Below are 16134 nucleotides of genomic sequence, written 5' to 3'. Positions count from 1 at the left end.
GGTCACCGAGTCCGGAGAGCCCGGTATCTCCCTCGTGGTCATCGCCCCGCGCGACGGTCTCGGCGCGTACGCCCCGGATCCCGTGCGGGCCGAGCCGCTGATGACCGCCGGCATTCCGCATCTTTACGCGGGCGTGGTCGAGGGCACAGGTGTGGTGGGGCCGTTGGTGGTGCCCGGCGTCTCGGCCTGCGCCGGCTGTGACGAGCTGCGACGGACGGACGCGGAGCCGGCCTGGCCGCGGCTGCTCTCGCAGTGGCGCTCGGGGCGCGGTTCACCGGCGATGCCGGCCTGCGACGCGGCACTGGCGACGGCGGTCGCGGGGCTCGCCACCGTCCAGGCGCTGACGTTCCTGGACGGCGAGCCGCCGCCGTGCACGGGGGCGCGGATGGAACTCCCACTGCCCTGCGCGAGCGTGCGGACGGTGCGAATCGCGCCGCATCCCGACTGCGGGTGCGGCGCCGCCGCTTCACGGGGGACGGCAGACGCCTCGGTTCCTGGGGCGCGACACGCCACAATGACGGAGTAACCCCGGTAGGGGACAGTGTGAGTTGGAGGGGCGCATGTCTGATCTTCCCCGCAAGGCGGTCACCCGCACCGCCAAGCTGGCCGCGCTGCCGCTGGGGTTCGCCGGCCGTGCCACCTGGGGCCTGGGCAAACGGATCGGCGGCAGATCCGCCGAGATCGTCGGCCGGGAGCTCCAACAGCGCACCGCGGAACAGCTCTTCAAGGTGCTCGGTGAGCTGAAGGGCGGCGCCATGAAGTTCGGGCAGGCGCTGTCCGTCTTCGAGTCGGCGCTGCCCGAGGAGATCGCCGGTCCTTACCGCGCGGCGCTGACGAAGCTTCAGGAGGCGGCGCCGCCGATGCCGACGAGCACGGTGCACACCGTGCTGGCGGAGCGGCTCGGCGAGGACTGGCGGGAGCTGTTCGAGGAGTTCGAGGACAAGCCGGCCGCGGCGGCGTCGATCGGCCAGGTGCACCGGGGGGTGTGGCACGACGGCCGTGAGGTGGCCGTCAAGGTGCAGTACCCGGGAGCGGGCAAGGCACTGCTGTCGGATCTGGCGCAGCTGAGCCGGTTCGCGCGGCTGCTGGGGCCGCTGATCCCCGGCATGGACATCAAGCCGCTGATCACCGAGTTGCGCGACCGGGTCTCCGAGGAGCTGGACTACTCCCTTGAGGCACAGGCCCAGCAGGCCCATGCCGAGGAGTTCGCCGAGGACCCGGACGTCGTCGTGCCGGCCGTGGTGCACCAGAGCGACCAGGTGCTGGTGACGGAGTGGATGGAGGGGGTGCCGCTGTCCGAGGTGATCGCCGGCGGCACCGAGGAGCAGCGCGACCGCGCCGGGCAGTTGCTGGCCCGCTTCCTCTTCTCCGGCCCGGCCCGTACGGGCCTGCTGCACGCCGACCCGCATCCTGGCAACTTCCGGCTGCTGCCCGGCGACTCGCCGGACGGGCCGGTCGAGGAGTGGCGGCTGGGCGTGCTGGACTTCGGCACCGTCGACCGGCTCCCCGACGGGCTGCCGCCGACGATCGGCACCTCGCTGCGGATGGCGCTGGACGGCGAGGCGGACGCGGTCTACGGGCTGCTCTGCGAGGAGGGCTTCGTCAAGGAGTCCATCGAGCTGGACCCGGACGCGGTGCTGGAGTACCTGCTGCCGATCATCGAGCCGGCCCAGGTGGACGCGTTCACCTTCACCCGGGGCTGGATGCGCAATCAGGCGGCCCGGATCGGCGATCCGCGGTCCCCCGCGCACCAGTTGGGCAAGCAGCTCAATCTGCCGCCGGCGTATCTGCTGATACACCGGGTGACCTTGAGCACGATCGGCGTGCTGTGCCAGCTGGGGGCCACGGTGCGGCTGCGTGACGAGCTGGCGGCATGGATGCCCGGGTTCGTACCCGAGGAGGAGCCCGCGGGTCCGGACGTGGCGGAGCTCGCCGCGGTCATCGGTGCCGCCGACGGCCCGGAGGCCCGTACGGACCGGGAGGAGGCGGCCGTCGAGGAGAGCCCGGCCTGACCCTCACCACCAGGTCGAGTCCAGGCGTCCTTCGATGGCGCGGATGTTGTCCCTGGCGCAGTTGTCGCAGAAGTAGCGGCGCTCGCCGTTCTCGACCGAGCAGGTCCAGGTCGGCGGTGCGCCCTCGGCGACCGCTCCGCAGCGGGCGCACACGATGCCCTCGGAGTCCAACTCCGCTTGTCGACGCGTCTTCTGGTCCACCATCCGACGATATCCCCGTCAACCTCACGAACCGGGGCGCAACGCACCACGGGGCCCGCCCTGTCGGACGGACCCCGTGGATGGTGGCCTCAGGAGGCAGTGCCGGTGCGCCCGGTTACTGCATCACGGCCATGGCGAGCGCCCGGCGGGCCCGTAGCGACGCGCGCTCGGCGCGCCGCTGCATACGCCGCGCGGCGGCGATCCGGTAGGCCCTGCGTTCGGACTCCGCCTCTTGGAGGCGTTGGTCCATATGAGCCCTCGCCAGGGCTTCTGGGATGAGTTGCATTTCGAGGTTCCTGTTCTGGCGCGGCGCGATCGCGCCGGAGTTCGCGGGGGCGGGGGTGTCGGTGAAAGACGGGTTCATCGTGGGGTCCTGCTTCTGGGGATCCCGTGTGACGGGACGGTCGATCGTTCCTGTGCCGGTGGTGTTCATGCCGCAACCGGGTTCTTGCGCGGACGGCCACGCGGACGCTTCCGCGGCACCACGACGCCCTGGACGAAGAGCTCACCGCCCCAGACACCCCACGGCTCACGGCGGTCCTTGGCGCCGGCGAGACACGCCTCGCGGACCGGGCAGGTCTGGCACAGCGTCTTGGCGTACTCGACGTCGGCCGGGGACTCCGCGAAGAAGACCTCGGGGTCATAGGTGCGGCACGGAACAGCGGCGCCGAGGCGGTCGATCTCGTCGTCGAGCTCGGTGAGGGGCAGCAAGGAGTTCTCCTGGGGGTCGGGCGGAGGGATCAGGTCGGTGGCTACGGACGGGGTGTGCGTCTGGAGTTGCACTGTGGTGTGTTCCTCGTCTGTTCCGGCCCGGCTGGTGGCGGGCGCGTTGGGCAAAACAAAAGGGCCGCGGATCCCGGTGTGGGTTCCGCGGCCCTGGAAGGTGCCGACCTGATCGCGCCGATCAGGCTGGATCTCTCCAGGGTTCGAGGCCGCGGTAGGCCCACATTTCATGCTGCGTCTGGTACTGCTGCCGGGATTCGGCACCGTTGGCCGCCGCCGCGAAGGCAAAGGCATTCGCCGACGCCGTCGCTACTGCTGCCTCAGGTGCCTCGGTCGGTCGCGCGGTGCGCTCACTGCCCGTCAGGACAGCGACGGCGGCGGGACGCGCGACCTCGGTACCGGACGGACGGCGGGAGCCGGACAGACCGGTGCCAAGGAGCGAGAAGCCGAGAGCGCAGGGGGCGACGACCGAGAGATCGGTCATTTTGTTGGTCTCGATAATGCTGATCACTGGGCTCGCCTCCTCTCGGCGTCTCGGTGGACCGGGAAACCCGGTCCAGGGTGTTCAAGTACAGCACGGATCCATCGGATCTCGGAAGTTCCGTTGTCTCCGTTGCTCCCGAAGGCTATGGGGATGCGCTCCACGCGCGCAAACTATTTTTCCGACGAGTTTTCTCCGGCGTCCTCCGCCCCCTCCTCACAGGCCCCGGCGAGCTCCTCACCGGCGCAGAGGGCCAGCACGTCGGCGCCGTAGCGGTCGAGCTTGCGGCGGCCCACACCGGAGATGACCGCGAGCTCCGCGGCCGTTGCCGGGACGGCCTCGGCGATGGCCATCAGCGTTTTGTCGGTGAAGACGCAGTAGGCGGGCTGCTTCGACCGGGCGGCCTGCCCGGCGCGCCAGTCCCGCAGCCGCTCGTACAGCGCCTCGTCGAGTTCCGAGGGGCATTCCTCACAGCGCATCAGCTTCATCTCGCCGGCGTCCGTCAGCGTCTTGTTGCAGACGCGGCAGCGGGCGGGGGTGCGGTGCGCACGGAGGCTGCGGCCCGGGGCCGTGCCGGTGCCGCGCTCGACTCCGCCCGTGGCCGCGCCCGTCGTACGACGGCCGGCCGCGCCGGAGCCCGGCCGGAGGCCGTGGAGGAACCGGCTGGCGGTGCGCGAGGCGCGCCCTCCGGGAGAGCGCGCCAGCGACCAGGACAGCGTCAGCCGCAGCCGGGCGCGGGTGATGCCCACGTAGAGCAGCCGGCGCTCCTCCTCGATCTGCTCGTCGGTCCTGGCGTAGTGGATCGGCAGCATGCCCTCGGTGAGGCCGACCAGGAACACCGCGTCCCACTCCAGGCCCTTGGCGGCGTGCAGTGAGGCGAGGGTCACGCCCTCCACCGTCGGGGCGTGCTGGGCGTTGGCCCGCTCGTCCAGCTCGGCGACGAGGTCGGCGAGGGTGGCCTCGGGGCGGGCCCCGGCGAAGTCCTCGGCGAGGCGGACGAGGGCCGCCAGGGACTCCCAGCGGTCGCGCACCGCACCGGAGCCGGCCGGCGGCTGCCCGGTCCAGCCCATGTCGCTGAGCACCGCGCGCACCTCGGACGGCAGGTCGACGGCACCGTCGAGCAGGGTGTCGTTGGCGCCGAAGCGGGCCGCGCCGCGCAGCTTGATCCCGGCCTCGCGCACCTCGGGCCGTTCGAAGAACCGCTCGGCGCCGCGGAGCTGGTAGGGCACCCCGACGTCGGCGAGGGCCTGTTCGTAGACCTCGGACTGGGCGTTGATCCGGAACAGCACGGCGATCTCGCTGGCCGGGACCCCGGACGCGATCAGATCGCGGATCCGGCGGGCGGTGCCCTCGGCCTCGGCGGGCTCGTCGGCGTACTCGGTGAACACCGGCTCGGCGCCGGCCGGACGCTGCGAGACCAGTTCCAGGCGCTGCTCGGCGGCGCGGCCCCTGGCCTGGGCGAGCAGGCCGTTGGCGAGGTGGACGACCTGGGGGGTGGAGCGGTAGTCGCGGACGAGTCTGACGACCGTGGCGTGCGGGTGGCGGGTGCGGAAGTTGAGGAGGTGGTCGGGGGTGGCGCCGGTGAAGCTGTAGATCGTCTGGCCGGCGTCACCGACCACGCACAGGCTGTCGCGGTCGCCCAGCCACAGCTCCAGCAGCCGCTGCTGGAGCGGGCTGACGTCCTGGTACTCGTCGACGACGAAGTGCTGGTACTGGGCGCGGACCTGCTCGGCGATGTCGTGCCGGTCCTGGAGCACGCCGACGGTGAGCAGCAGCACGTCCTCGAAGTCGATGCTGCCGCGTTCGCGCTTGAGCTGCTCGTACGTCGCGTAGATCTGCCCGATCTCGGCGGGGTCGCGCGGCGCCTCGCGGCCGGCCTTGACGACGGCCGCCGGGTAGTCGGCGGGCACGGTCTGGGTGACCTTGGACCACTCGATCTCGCCGGTGACATCGCGCAGCTCGGTCCGGTCGAGCCGGATGCGGCAGCGGGCCGCGGCGTCGGCGACCAGCTGGACCTTGCGCTCCAGCAGCCGGGGCACCTCGCCGCCGACCGCCTTCGGCCAGAAGAACTGGAGCTGGCGCAGGGCCGCGGAGTGGAACGTCCGCGCCTGCACCCCGCCGGCGCCGAGCTGCCGCAGCCGGCCGCGCATCTCCCCGGCCGCGCGGGCGGTGAAGGTGACCGCGAGCACACTGGCGGGCTGGAGGATGCCGGCCCGGACCCCGTACGCGATCCGGTGAGTGATCGCGCGGGTCTTGCCCGTGCCCGCGCCGGCCAGCACACACACCGGACCGTGCAGCGCCGTCGCGACCGCGCGCTGCTCGGGGTCGAGCCCGTCGAGCACCGCGTCGGCCGTCTCCGGAACCTGCGGGAAGAGAGGGGAGTCCGTTGCTGCTGTCACCCCGCCATGCTGCCAGGTCCCGCGGGGCGTCCGGGAAAGTTGTCCACAGCGCCGGCGGCCGGACGTACCGGACGGGGCCGCTGGGGACGGAGCGCGGGCGCCGGGGCGGGGCCGGGAATGGTCCGGGGCCGGTGAGCGTTCTTCTGCTCGGTGCCCCGTCGTCCGTGCGGCGTCGGCGGCACCTGATCACGATCGAGACCGAGCAAAAGGAGCGCGGGGCACATGGCGGGCACTGTGACGATGTACAGCACGACCTGGTGCGGCTACTGCCGTCGGCTGAAGGGGCAGATGGACCGCGAGGGCATCGCCTACACCGAGATCAACATCGAGCAGGACCCGGAGTCCGCGGCGTTCGTGGAGAAGGCGAACGGCGGCAACCAGACGGTGCCGACCGTCCTCTTCCCCGACGGCACGACGCTGACCAACCCGTCCCTGGCGCAGGTCAAGCAGAAGGTGGGCGCGGCCTGAGGGCCGGGCGCACCGTGTGAGACGGCCGTCGGCCGGTCCGGTGAGGGAGCCGGCCGACGGCCCGTGCGTCACGGCTTGGGCAGCGGCTTGCCGTACCACATCTCGATGAGCCGGGCGGCGATGGAGATGCCGTAGGGCGGCAGGACCTCGCCGGATTCGAAGGCGGCGCGCAGGTCCTCCCGCGAGAACCACCGGGCCTCCTCGATCTCCTCACCGTCCACCTGGATCTCGGACGAGGTGGCGCGGGCCATGAAGCCCAGCATCAGGCTGGACGGGAAGGGCCAGGGCTGGCTGGCGATGTATTCGACGTCGCCGACGACGACACCGGCCTCCTCGAAGACCTCCCGGGCGACGGACTGCTCGATGGACTCGCCCGGCTCGACGAAGCCCGCCAGGGTCGAGAAGCGGCCCTCGGGCCAGTGGACCTGGCGGCCGAGGAGGGCGCGGTCCTCCTCGTCGGTGACGAGCATGATCACGGCCGGGTCGGTGCGCGGGTAGTGCTCGGCGCCACAGGCCGGGCAGCGGCGGATGTGGCCGGCGGCGGCGATGACCGTGCGCTCACCGCAGCGGGAGCAGAAGCGGTGCAGGCGCTGCCAGTTCTCCAGGGCCACGGCGTGGACGAGCAGCCCGGCGTCGCGCGGGGAGAGCAGCAGGCCCGCCTCGCGCAGGCCCGCCGGGCGCGCGGACTGGTCCATACGGCCGGGGAGCGCGTCCTTCTGGAGCGCGAAGTAGCTGACGCCGTCCTCGTCGGTGCCGAGGTAGTAGCGGTGCGCCTCGGTCAGCGGCGCCTCGAAGGACGGCGTCATGATCAGCTCGGTGCGGCCGTCGGGGGTGTCGTCGATCAGCGCCTGGCCCCCGGACACCACGAAGACGCGCGTCGTCGGGTGGCTCCAGGCCGCCGCCAGCCATGCCTCGTCGAGACGGTGATGGGCGGAGCGGTCGATTCCGCTCGGCGCGCTGAAGGTGATCGGCCGGTCGGCCGTCTGGTCGGTCCAGGTGGTCACTGCTGTTTCCAACTCCCCCTATGGCGTGGGTGATTGCTGCGTACGGGCGCGGAACGGTACGGCGGTACGCGCGCGGGTCAAGCGGTGCGCCAGGTGTCCGCCAGGTCGCCCCACAGGTAGGCGGCGGTCTCGACGCCCTTCATCAGCAGGTCGAGCTCGACCTTCTCGTTCGGTGCGTGCCAGCCGTCGGACGGGACGGAGATGCCGAGGAAGAGGACCGGGACACCGAGGACGTCCTGGAGGTCGGCCGCCGGGCCCGAACCGCCCTCGCGGGTGAAGCGGATCTTCGTTTCGAAGGCCCGCTCCATGGCGCGGACGACGGACTGGAGCGCGGGGTGGTCGAGCGGGGTGAGGCAGGGGCGGGTGGCGCCCCAGAACGTGATGTCGTGGCGGATGCCCGCCGGGAGGCGGTCGGCGACCCAGTCGCGCACGGACTGCTGGACGGCGGCGGCGTCCTGGCCGGCGACCAGTCGGAACGAGAGCTTCAGCTGGGCGGCGGCCGGGACGATGGTCTTGCCGCCGGGGCCCTGATAGCCGCCGCCGATGCCGTTGACCTCGGCGGTGGGGCGGGCCCAGATGCGCTCCAGGGTCGTACTGCCGGCCTCGCCGAGGGTGGCGTGGGAGTGCGCGGTGCGCAGCCACTGCTCCTCGTCGAAGGGCAGCTCGGCGAAGAGCTCGCGCTCGCGGTCGGTGAGCTCGATCACGCCGTCGTAGAAGCCGGGGACGGCGACCCTGCGGTCGGCGTCGTGGAGCGCGGCGGCGAGGCGGGCGGCCTCGGTGGCGGGGTTCGGGACCGCGCCGCCGAACGAACCGGAGTGGATGTCCTGGTCCGGGCCGTACAAATCGACCTGACAGTCCGTCAGGCCCCGCATGCCGGTGCAGACCGTGGGGGTGTCCCTGGACCACATGCCGGTGTCGGAGACGATCACCGCGTCGCAGGCGAGGCGGTCGGCGTGCTTCTCGATCAGGGCCGGGAAATTCGGCGAGCCGGACTCCTCCTCGCCCTCGATGAGCAGCTTGAGGTTGACCGCGGGGGCGCTGCGGCCGGTGGCGGCGAGGTGCGCGCGGACGCCCAGGGTGTGGAAGAAGACCTGGCCCTTGTCGTCGGCGGCGCCGCGGGCGTACAGCTTGCCGTCGACCGTGTGCGGCTCGAAGGGGTCGGTGTGCCAGCCGTCCTCGCGGGCGGCGGGCTGGACGTCGTGGTGGCCGTAGACCAGCACGGTCGGCGCGGCCGGGTCCCCGGAGGGCCACTCGGCGAAGACCGCGGGCAGGCCCTCGGTCTCCCAGATCTCGGTGGTCAAAAAGCCCGTCCCGGAGAGCTTGGCGGCGAGCCATTCGGCGCTGCGGCGCACGTCGGCGGCCCGCTCGGGGTCGGCGGACACGGACGGGATGCGCAGCCACTCCGCGAGGTCGTCGAGGAAGGCTTCGCGGTGGTCGGCGAGATACGCGCGGACGGCGCTGTCCGGGGTGGTGCTCATACGGCGAGCCTATCGGCCTTCCGGGGGATACCGGTCGGCGGTATCGCCCAGCAGGATCCGTTCGAGGCCGGCCCGGTCCGGCAGGCCGGCGGGTCTGACCACCTCGCCGGTGCGGACGAAGAGGAAGGCGGCGCCGACCTCAGACGGCGGCAGGCCGTACCGCTCGGCCCAGGCCAGACGGTAGACGGCCAGCTGGAGCGGGTCGGCGGCACCGGTGCTCCGGGGGCCGTTCGGCAGGGTCCGGCCGGTCTTCCAGTCGACGATCTCGAAGCGGTCGCCGTCCGGACCGCGCTCCTTGTAGACGGCGTCGATCCGGCCGCGGATCACCCGTCCCGCGAGCGTCACCCGGAACGGGACCTCCACCCGGAAGGGGGTCCGCCGGGCATACGGGGTGCGGGCGAATGCCTCCTTGAGGGCGTCGAGGTCCTGCTCGTCGGCGATGTCCGCCTCCTCGCCGGGACCGGCGCCCGGGAGCTCGTCCGGGCCGAGGAGCGGGAGGGTCAGCTCCTCGAAGCGGGACTGGACCCAGGCGTGGAAGCGGGTGCCTCGACGGGCGGCGGGCTGCGGCGCGCGCGGCATCGGGCGGGCCAGCTCGCGGGCGAAGCCGTCCGGGTCGGCGGCGAGCTGGAGCAGCTGGGTGGCGGTGAGCGAGGTCGGCAGGGGGACGTCGCGGACGCGGGCGCGGGAACGCCGCAGCTCGGCGGCGAGCGCGGCCAGATCGCGGTCCCAGGAGCCCACCGTGCGGCGCTCCTCGGGGAGCAGCGCGGGCGGGCCGCCGTCGGCCGCGGCGGGGGCGGGGAGACCGGGAAGATCGGGGAGACCGGGGAGACCGGGCTCGGCGGAGCGCTGGGCGCCGATATGAGGGTGCGGGGGCGTGGCGGCGCCGGTGTCCTGCGCGGTGCCCGCGGCAGCGGCGGGCGGCGGCGGAACGCTCCCGGCGTCGAACGGGTCGGCCTCGGGGGGACCGGACGGGTCGCCCCCGTACGGGTCCGCATACGGGCCCTCGCAGGGGTCGGGCTCGTAGGGAGCGGGCTCGTACGCGTCGGGGTCGAAGGGGTCGGGCTCGTACGCGGCGTCCTCGGGGGCGTCCGGCCACTCCTCGTCCGCCGGCGGGGGCGGCCACTCCGGGTCGTGGGCGGGCGGGGCGGGCGCGGCCGGCCGGCGGCGCTCCAGATGGCCGTGGACCTCGGCGGCGGCTGCGCGGCGGCGGGCCATGGCCGTGGGGTCCAGCGGGAGCGGCCAGGGCTGGTCGGCGGCGGCCTCCGCGAGGGCCGGGTTCTCGGCGCCCTCCTCCGGGGGGTCGGCCCAGAACTCGATCTCGCCGTGGCCGGCCTCGCAGTGCGCGCGGAGGGCATCCAGGAAGGCGGACGGGCCCCGGGAGCGCTTCTGGTTGGGGCCCCACCAGTGGCCGGAACCGAGGAGCAGGGAGCGCGGGCGGGTGAAGGTGACATAGCCGAGGCGGAGTTCCTCGGTCGCCTGGTGGTGCTTCATCGCCTCCTTGAAGTCCTTCAGGCCACGGGCGGTCCACTCCGCCACATCGGGGAGGGTGGCGGCATCGCCCCGGAGGGCGTGCGGCAGGACCTTGGGGCGGCTGATCCACGACTCCCGGGCCTGCTCACCGGGGAACTGCTTGGCAACCAGGCCGGGCACCGCGACGACGTCCCATTCCAGGCCCTTGGACTTGTGCGCGGTGAGCACCTTGACGGTGTTGTCGCCGCCGGGGAGCGAACTGTCCAGGCCCTTCTCGTACTGGACGGCGGTGCGCAGGAAGCCGAGGAAGGCGAGGAGCGTCGCCTCGCCATCGAGGGCGGCGCCGCCCTCCTTGGCGGCGAAGCCGGCGGCGATGTCGAGGAAGGTGCCCAGCGTCTCGCGGCGGCGGGCGGCGAGGGCGTGGGGGGAGGCGGACAGCTCGACCTCCAGACCGGTGGTGGCGAGCACCCGGTGCAGGACGTCCATCAGGGGATCGCTCAACGAGCGCCGCAGATCGCGGAGTTCGGTGGCCAGGCGGGCGAAGCGGACCCGCGCCTCCGGGGAGAACGGCAGGCCGTCGCCGGGGCCGTCGGCCTCCAGGAACGTGTCCAGGGCGTCGGCGAGCGAGACGGTCTCGGCGGGGTCGACGCCCTCCACGGCCTCGGCCAGGCGCTGTTCGGGGTCGTCGTCCGAGGCTCCCCGGTGGCCGGAGCTGTGGGCGAGGGTGCGGGCGCGGCGGCCCAGCAGCGCCAGGTCGCGGGGGCCGATCCGCCAGCGGGGGCCGATCAGCAGGCGGACCAGGGAGGCGTTGGCGGTCGGGTCCTGGAGGACGTCGCAGACGGCGACCAGGTCGGCGATCTCGGGCAGATGCAGCAGCCCGGAGAGACCGACGACCTCCACCGGGATGTCCCTCGCGACCAGTTCGCCCTGGATGCGGGCGAAGTCGGCGGCGGTGCGGCAGAGCACCGCGATCTCGCCGGGCGGGGTGCCGGTGCGGACCAGGTGGGCGAGGGAGTCGGCGAGCCAGGTGAGCTCTTCGGCGTGGGTGGGCAGCAGGGCGCAGCGCACCACACCGTCCCGCTCGGCGCCCGGGGCGGGACGCAGCGCCTCGACACCGGCGTGCATCGCGCGCAGGGGGGCGGCGAGGCCGTTGGCGAGGTCCAGGAGACGGCCGCCGCTGCGGCGGTTCTCGCTGAGGGAGAAGCGGCGGGCCGGGGTCCCGTCGGCGAACGGGAAGTGGGCGGGGAAGTCGTCGAGGTTGGCCACGGAGGCGCCGCGCCAGCCGTAGATGGCCTGGCAGGGGTCGCCCACGGCGGTGACGGCATGCCCCGTGGGGGCCTCGGTGCCGGCCCCGAAGAGCCCGGACAGCAGCAGCCGCTGGGCGACGGAGGTGTCCTGGTACTCGTCGAGGAGGACGACCCGGAATTCCTCGCGGAGGATCCGGCCGACCTCGGGGCGGGTGGTGGCGAGGGTCGCGGACAGCGCGATCTGGTCGCCGAAGTCGAGGAGATCGCGGCGGCGCTTCTCGCTGCGATAGGCGCCGACGAGGTCGAGGAGCTCCAGCCGGCCGCGGACCGTCTCGGGGGCCTTGCGCAGATCGGCGTTGGTGAGCCGGGCACCGTCCAGGGTGGCGAGCAGCCCGGTGTCGTACGTGCGGAGCGCGGCCGGATCCACGAGGTGCTCGGCCAGCTCGCCGTCGAGGGCGAGCAGGTCCTCCACGAGGGAGGGGAGCGAGGTCGTCAGCGACGGGTAGGGGCCGGGGGCGGCGCGCAGCGTCCGGGCGGCGAGCTGGAAGCGGGTGGCGTCGGCGAGCAGCCGGGCGCTGGGCTCCAGTCCGATGCGCAGGCCGTGGTCCTTGAGGAGCTGGCCGGCGAAGGCGTGGTACGTGGAGATCCGGGGCTCTCCGGGGGGCGTGTCGGGGCCCGCGGCGCCGTCGGGGAGGGCGTCGGGGTCGGTGACCCCGGCCGCCAGGAGGGCCGCCCGGACGCGCTCGGCCAGCTCGCCGGCGGCCTTGTTCGTGAACGTCAGCCCGAGGACCTGCTCGGGGGCGACCTGGCCGGTGCCGACCAGCCACACCACGCGGGCGGCCATGACCGTGGTCTTGCCGGAACCGGCTCCGGCCACGATGACCTGCGGGGCGGGCGGCGCGGTGATGCACGCCGTCTGCTCCGGAGTGAACGGGATGCCGAGGAGCTCTTTCAGCTGATCGGGGTCGGTGATGCGAGCGGACACCTCACAAACCGTAACGGCCGCCACCGACAATCCTTCCCCGGCCGGCATCCGTGCAGGTCAGCGCCGCACCGGCAGGCACCGGCCGGCCACCGCCCACGATCATGCCGCACTCGCGCCGCACTCACTCGACGATCTGCCGGCCCTCCGGCTGCGCGCTGCACGAGGCGCGGAAGGCGCAGTGCGCGCAGTGCGTCCCGGCGGTGGGCGTGAACCGCTCCTCCAGGACGCGGCCCGCGGCGGTGGCGAGCAGTTCGCCGACCCACTCGCCGTCCAGCGGCTGCTGCGCCTGGACGGCGGGCAGCGCGTCGCCGCCCTCCTTCTGGGGCGCGCCCAGCCGCAGATGGACCAGCTCGGCGCCGCCGGACTCCGGCGTACGGCCGCCGAAGGCGTCGTCGAGGGCGCCTTCGCGGACCGCGAGCTGGTAGACCGCGAGCTGCGGATGGCGGGCCACCTCGGGGCCGGTCGGCTTCTGCTTGCCGGTCTTGAAGTCGACGACATAGGCCCGGCCCCGGTCGTCGCGGGCGACATGGTCCATGCTGCCGCGGATCCGGACCTCGTAGGCGCCGGCTTCCAGGGTGACGTCGAAGCCGTGCTCGGTGGCGACGGTGTCCCGGCCGCGGGTCTCCCGCTCCATCACGTGCCAGCGCAGAAAGCGCTCCAGGGCGGCGCGGGCGTTGTCCTTCTCCTGGCGCGACTTCCAGGGGGCGTCGAAGGCGAGTGCGTCCCATACGGAGTCCAGGCGCTCCATCAGGACGGCCAGATCGGCGGGGGTGCGGCCGGAGGCGACCTCGTCGGCGAGCACGTGGACCACGTTGCCGAAGCCCTGGGCGGCGGTGGACGGGGGGTCCGCCTTGACCTCGCGACCCAGGAACCACTGGAGGGAGCAGGTGTTGGCCAGTTGGTCGAGGGCGCTGCCGGAGAGGACCACCGGACGGTCGCGGTCGCGCAGCGGGACGCCGTTGTGGGTGGGTTCGTGCAGGCCCCACCAGCTGTCCGGGTGCGCGGCCGGCACCAGGGGGTGGCCGTCGTCGTCGGTCAGCGCGGCGAGTTCGGCCAGCCGCCGGGCGGCGGCCGTGCGCAGCGCCGGGGTGGCGTCCGGGTCGACGGTGGTGGCGCGCAGTTCGGCGACCAGGGCGGCCACCGTGAGGGGCCGGCGGGGGCGCCCGGTCACGTCCTGCGGGGTGACGCCCAGTTCGGTCAGGAAACGGGACGGCTGGTCGCCGTCGTCGGCCGCGGCCTTGACGGCGGTGACCACCAGGCGCTCCCGGGCCCGGGTCGCCGCCACGTAGAACAGCCGGCGCTCCTCGGCGAGCAGGGCGCCCGGGGTGAGCGGTGCGGCCAGGCCGTCCCGGCCGATCCGGTCGGCCTCCAGGAGCGAACCGCGCCGCCGCAGGTCGGGCCAGAGGCCCTCCTGGACGCCGGCGATCACCACCAGCCGCCATTCCAGGCCCTTGGAGCGGTGCGCGGTCATCAGCCGGACCGCGTCGGGGCGGACCGCGCGGCGGGTGAGGGTGTCCGCGGCGATGTCCTGGGCGTCCAGCTCCTCCAGGAAGTTCAGGGCGCCGCGGCCACCGGTGCGCTCCTCGGCGCGGGCCGCGGTCTCGAACAGGGCGACCACCGCGTCCAGGTCCCGGTCCGCGTTGCGGCCCGCGGCGCCGCCGCGCCGGGCGGCCCGCTCCAGGCGCCCCGGCCAGGGCGTGCCGTCCCACAGCTCCCACAGCGCCTGTTCGGCGGTGCCGCCGCCGGCGAGCAGTTCGCGGGCCTTGCGCAGCAGCAGGCCGAGCCGCTGGGCGCCCCGGGCGTAGCCGGGATCGTGCGCCACCAGGCGCTCGGGCTCGGCCAGCGCGCGGACGATCAGCTCGTCGGAGGGCGGCGGCAGGGCCCGGCCCGCGGCCCGCTCCTCCTCGCGGAGCGCCCGGCCCAGCCGCCGCAGGTCGGCGGAGTCCATCCCGCCCAGGGGGGAGGTCAGCAGGTCGACGGCGGTCTCCGGGCCGATCGAGAGCTGGGCCGGCTGACCCGAGGCCGCGACCCGGAGCGCGGCCAACAGCGGCGCGACCGCCGGTTCGTGGCGCAGCGGGAGGTCGTCGCCGTCGATGTCGAGCGGGACGCCGGCAGAGGTGAGCGCACGGCGTACGGCGGGGATCGAGCGCCCCCCGGCGCGTACGAGGACCGCCATGTCGCTCCAGGGGACCCCCTCCTCCAGGTGGGCGCGGCGCAGGACGTCCGCGATGTTGTCCAGCTCGGCACCGGCGGTCGGGTAGGTGTACACCTCGACCCGGCCGCCGTCCCGTACGGCCGACGGTTCCCGGTGGGCGCGCACCTTCCGGGCCGGGAGGCGGGTGAGCGGCATCCGGCGGGTCAGCAGGCGGGTGGCCGCCAGGAGGCCGGCGCCCGAGCGCCGGGACGTGCCGAGGACGGCCACCGGTGCGGGGGTCCCGTCGGCGCGCCGGAAGGTCTCGGGGAAGTCGAGGATGCCGTTCACGTCGGCGCCGCGGAAGGCGTAGATCGACTGGTCGGGGTCGCCGAACGCGATGAGCGTACGGCCCGGGGAGCCCGGTGCGGCGGGCGCGCCCTGATGGCCGGCGAGCGCGCGCAGCAGCCGTACCTGGGCGGCGTCGGTGTCCTGGTACTCGTCGACGTAGACCGCGTCGTAGGCGCCGGCCAGTTCGGCGGCGACGTCCGGCTCCTCGGCGAGCAGCACCGCGCGGTGCACCAGTTCCGCGTAGTCCAGCACCCCTTGGGCGTCCAGGACGTCGAGGTATTCGGCCAGGAAGCCGGCCGCGGCGCGCCAGTCGGGGCGGCCGGTGCGCCGGGCGAAGGCGTCCAACGCGCCGGCACCCAGGCCCAGTTCGCGACTGCGGGCCAGTACCGCGCGGACCTCGTCGGCGAAGCCGCGGGTGGTCAGGCAGGCGCGCAGCTCGTCCGGCCAGCTCACCCGGGCGCGGCCGGCACCGGCCAGCTCCGCCTGCCCTTCGAGGAGTTCGCGGACGACCAGGTCCTGTTCCGGGCCGGACAGCAGCCGCAGCGGGTCGGCGAAGAGGTCCGCGTCCTGGTGGGCGCGGACCAGCGCGTAGCAGAAGGAGTGGAAGGTGGTGGCCTGGGGGACGCCCGCCCGGCCTGGATGCCCCGCCGGCGGCCCGTCCGGGCCGGCCAGGCGGGCGGCGAGCCGGTCGCGGAGGGCGACGGCGGCCTTCCGGCTGAAGGTGAGGACGAGGATCCGCTCCGGGTCGGCGCCGGCCCGCACCCGGCGCGCCACGGACTCCACCAGCGTCGTGGTCTTGCCCGTACCGGGCCCGGCGAGCACCAGCAGCGGTCCGGCCCGGTGGTCGGCCACCGCGTGCTGGGCGGCGTCCAGGACGGGCGGCTCGGTCCGCCCCGGCGGGGTGCGCACCAGCCGGTACGCGCCGGAGGCGTCCCGCCGCGCCGCCCGGTGGGGCAGCGTCGGCGGGACTGCCGAGAAGGAGGAACTCACGTGGATCGCCGGTCCTGGGAGGTGCGAAGGAGGTGCTGGTGGTCGTGGTGCGTCAGCCGCGGGAGGCCGCTGCGACAGGCCGCCGCGGGCGGCGGCGGCCGTGACCGCAGTGCCCGACGCTACGCCAGGCGGCTCCCGCGGCGCAGCGCGTCCCACGGGTGGCCGGGCGGGCGCCGGCCGGCAGGGTCCGGCGC

The 16134-nt window shown here is 74.1% G+C and carries 12 protein-coding genes; 3 read left to right on the top strand and 9 right to left on the bottom strand.

All coding sequences use genetic code 11. From position 1 onward, the window contains the following. Positions 1-526, top strand: a 526-nt coding sequence (locus IEZ17_RS41895) for a TOMM precursor leader peptide-binding protein (protein ID WP_229851649.1), incomplete at its 5' end; no start/stop codon positions are given. A 34-nt stretch (positions 527-560) separates the two neighbouring features. Next, on the top strand, positions 561-2012 hold the full coding sequence (locus tag IEZ17_RS01060) for an ABC1 kinase family protein (RefSeq protein ID WP_189295340.1): 1452 nt from the start codon (positions 561-563) through the stop codon (positions 2010-2012). A 3-nt stretch (positions 2013-2015) separates the two neighbouring features. Here IEZ17_RS01060 and IEZ17_RS01055 read toward each other — a convergent pair whose 3' ends face one another. The 5 genes from IEZ17_RS01055 to IEZ17_RS01035 form a co-directional block, all read right to left on the bottom strand. Continuing rightward, positions 2016-2216: a hypothetical protein gene (locus tag IEZ17_RS01055; RefSeq protein ID WP_189295338.1), complete on the bottom strand. Its 201-nt coding sequence runs from the start codon at positions 2214-2216 to the stop codon at positions 2016-2018. A gap of 112 nt (positions 2217-2328) precedes the next feature. Beyond that, positions 2329-2646, bottom strand: coding sequence for a putative WhiB-interacting protein (locus IEZ17_RS01050; RefSeq protein ID WP_189295336.1), 318 nt, complete (start codon positions 2644-2646; stop codon positions 2329-2331). Continuing rightward, positions 2643-2996, bottom strand: coding sequence for a WhiB family transcriptional regulator (locus IEZ17_RS01045; protein WP_026169602.1), 354 nt, complete (start codon positions 2994-2996; stop codon positions 2643-2645). Before IEZ17_RS01045 ends, IEZ17_RS01050 begins: the two co-directional genes overlap by 4 nt. 121 nt (positions 2997-3117) lie before the next feature. Continuing rightward, a complete protein-coding gene (locus IEZ17_RS01040) occupies positions 3118-3447 on the bottom strand; it encodes a hypothetical protein (RefSeq protein WP_189295334.1) in 330 nt (109 codons plus the stop codon). Positions 3448-3590: 143 nt separating this feature from the next. Further along, the gene (locus IEZ17_RS01035) at positions 3591-5816 is read right to left on the bottom strand and encodes an ATP-dependent DNA helicase UvrD2 (protein WP_189295332.1); all 2226 of its coding nucleotides are present in this window, start codon (positions 5814-5816) and stop codon (positions 3591-3593) included. A gap of 222 nt (positions 5817-6038) precedes the next feature. On the opposite strand from IEZ17_RS01035, the gene IEZ17_RS01030 reads away from it, so the two are divergent. Next, a complete protein-coding gene (locus IEZ17_RS01030) occupies positions 6039-6284 on the top strand; it encodes a mycoredoxin (protein ID WP_033271949.1) in 246 nt (81 codons plus the stop codon). 68 nt (positions 6285-6352) lie between these two features. On the opposite strand, the gene nudC is transcribed toward IEZ17_RS01030, so the two are convergent. The 4 genes from nudC to IEZ17_RS01010 all read right to left on the bottom strand — a co-directional run bounded on the left by nudC (position 6353) and on the right by IEZ17_RS01010 (position 15940). Further along, complete coding sequence (gene nudC, locus IEZ17_RS01025) at positions 6353-7288, bottom strand: NAD(+) diphosphatase (protein ID WP_189295330.1); 936 nt, start codon at positions 7286-7288, stop codon at positions 6353-6355. A 77-nt stretch (positions 7289-7365) separates the two neighbouring features. After that, positions 7366-8766: a dipeptidase gene (locus IEZ17_RS01020; RefSeq protein WP_189295328.1), complete on the bottom strand. Its 1401-nt coding sequence runs from the start codon at positions 8764-8766 to the stop codon at positions 7366-7368. Positions 8767-8775: 9 nt separating this feature from the next. After that, positions 8776-12468 carry a UvrD-helicase domain-containing protein gene (locus IEZ17_RS01015; RefSeq protein WP_189295326.1) on the bottom strand — a complete coding sequence of 1231 codons (3693 nt, stop codon included), beginning with the start codon at positions 12466-12468 and terminating at the stop codon, positions 8776-8778. A 121-nt stretch (positions 12469-12589) separates the two neighbouring features. Continuing rightward, entirely contained in the window at positions 12590-15940 is a 3351-nt protein-coding gene (locus IEZ17_RS01010; RefSeq protein WP_189295324.1) for an ATP-dependent helicase, read from the bottom strand. Positions 15941-16134 lie beyond the last annotated feature (194 nt).

The organism is Streptomyces albospinus, from assembly GCF_014648695.1.
Taxonomy (GTDB): domain Bacteria; phylum Actinomycetota; class Actinomycetes; order Streptomycetales; family Streptomycetaceae; genus Streptomyces; species Streptomyces albospinus.
Note: the sequence above shows the minus strand (reverse complement) of the source record. Positions and strands in the feature narration are given on the sequence as shown.

What these genes read in the sequence shown, in the direction of transcription:
- IEZ17_RS01060 (WP_189295340.1), top strand. Translation starts at nt 561, where the DNA reads ATGTCTGATCTTCCCCGCAAGGCGGTCACCCGCACCGCCAAGCTGGCC.
- IEZ17_RS01055 (WP_189295338.1), bottom strand. Translation starts at nt 2,216, where the DNA reads ATGGTGGACCAGAAGACGCGTCGACAAGCGGAGTTGGACTCCGAGGGC.
- IEZ17_RS01050 (WP_189295336.1), bottom strand. Translation starts at nt 2,646, where the DNA reads ATGAACACCACCGGCACAGGAACGATCGACCGTCCCGTCACACGGGAT.
- IEZ17_RS01030 (WP_033271949.1), top strand. Translation starts at nt 6,039, where the DNA reads ATGGCGGGCACTGTGACGATGTACAGCACGACCTGGTGCGGCTACTGC.
- IEZ17_RS01020 (WP_189295328.1), bottom strand. Translation starts at nt 8,766, where the DNA reads ATGAGCACCACCCCGGACAGCGCCGTCCGCGCGTATCTCGCCGACCAC.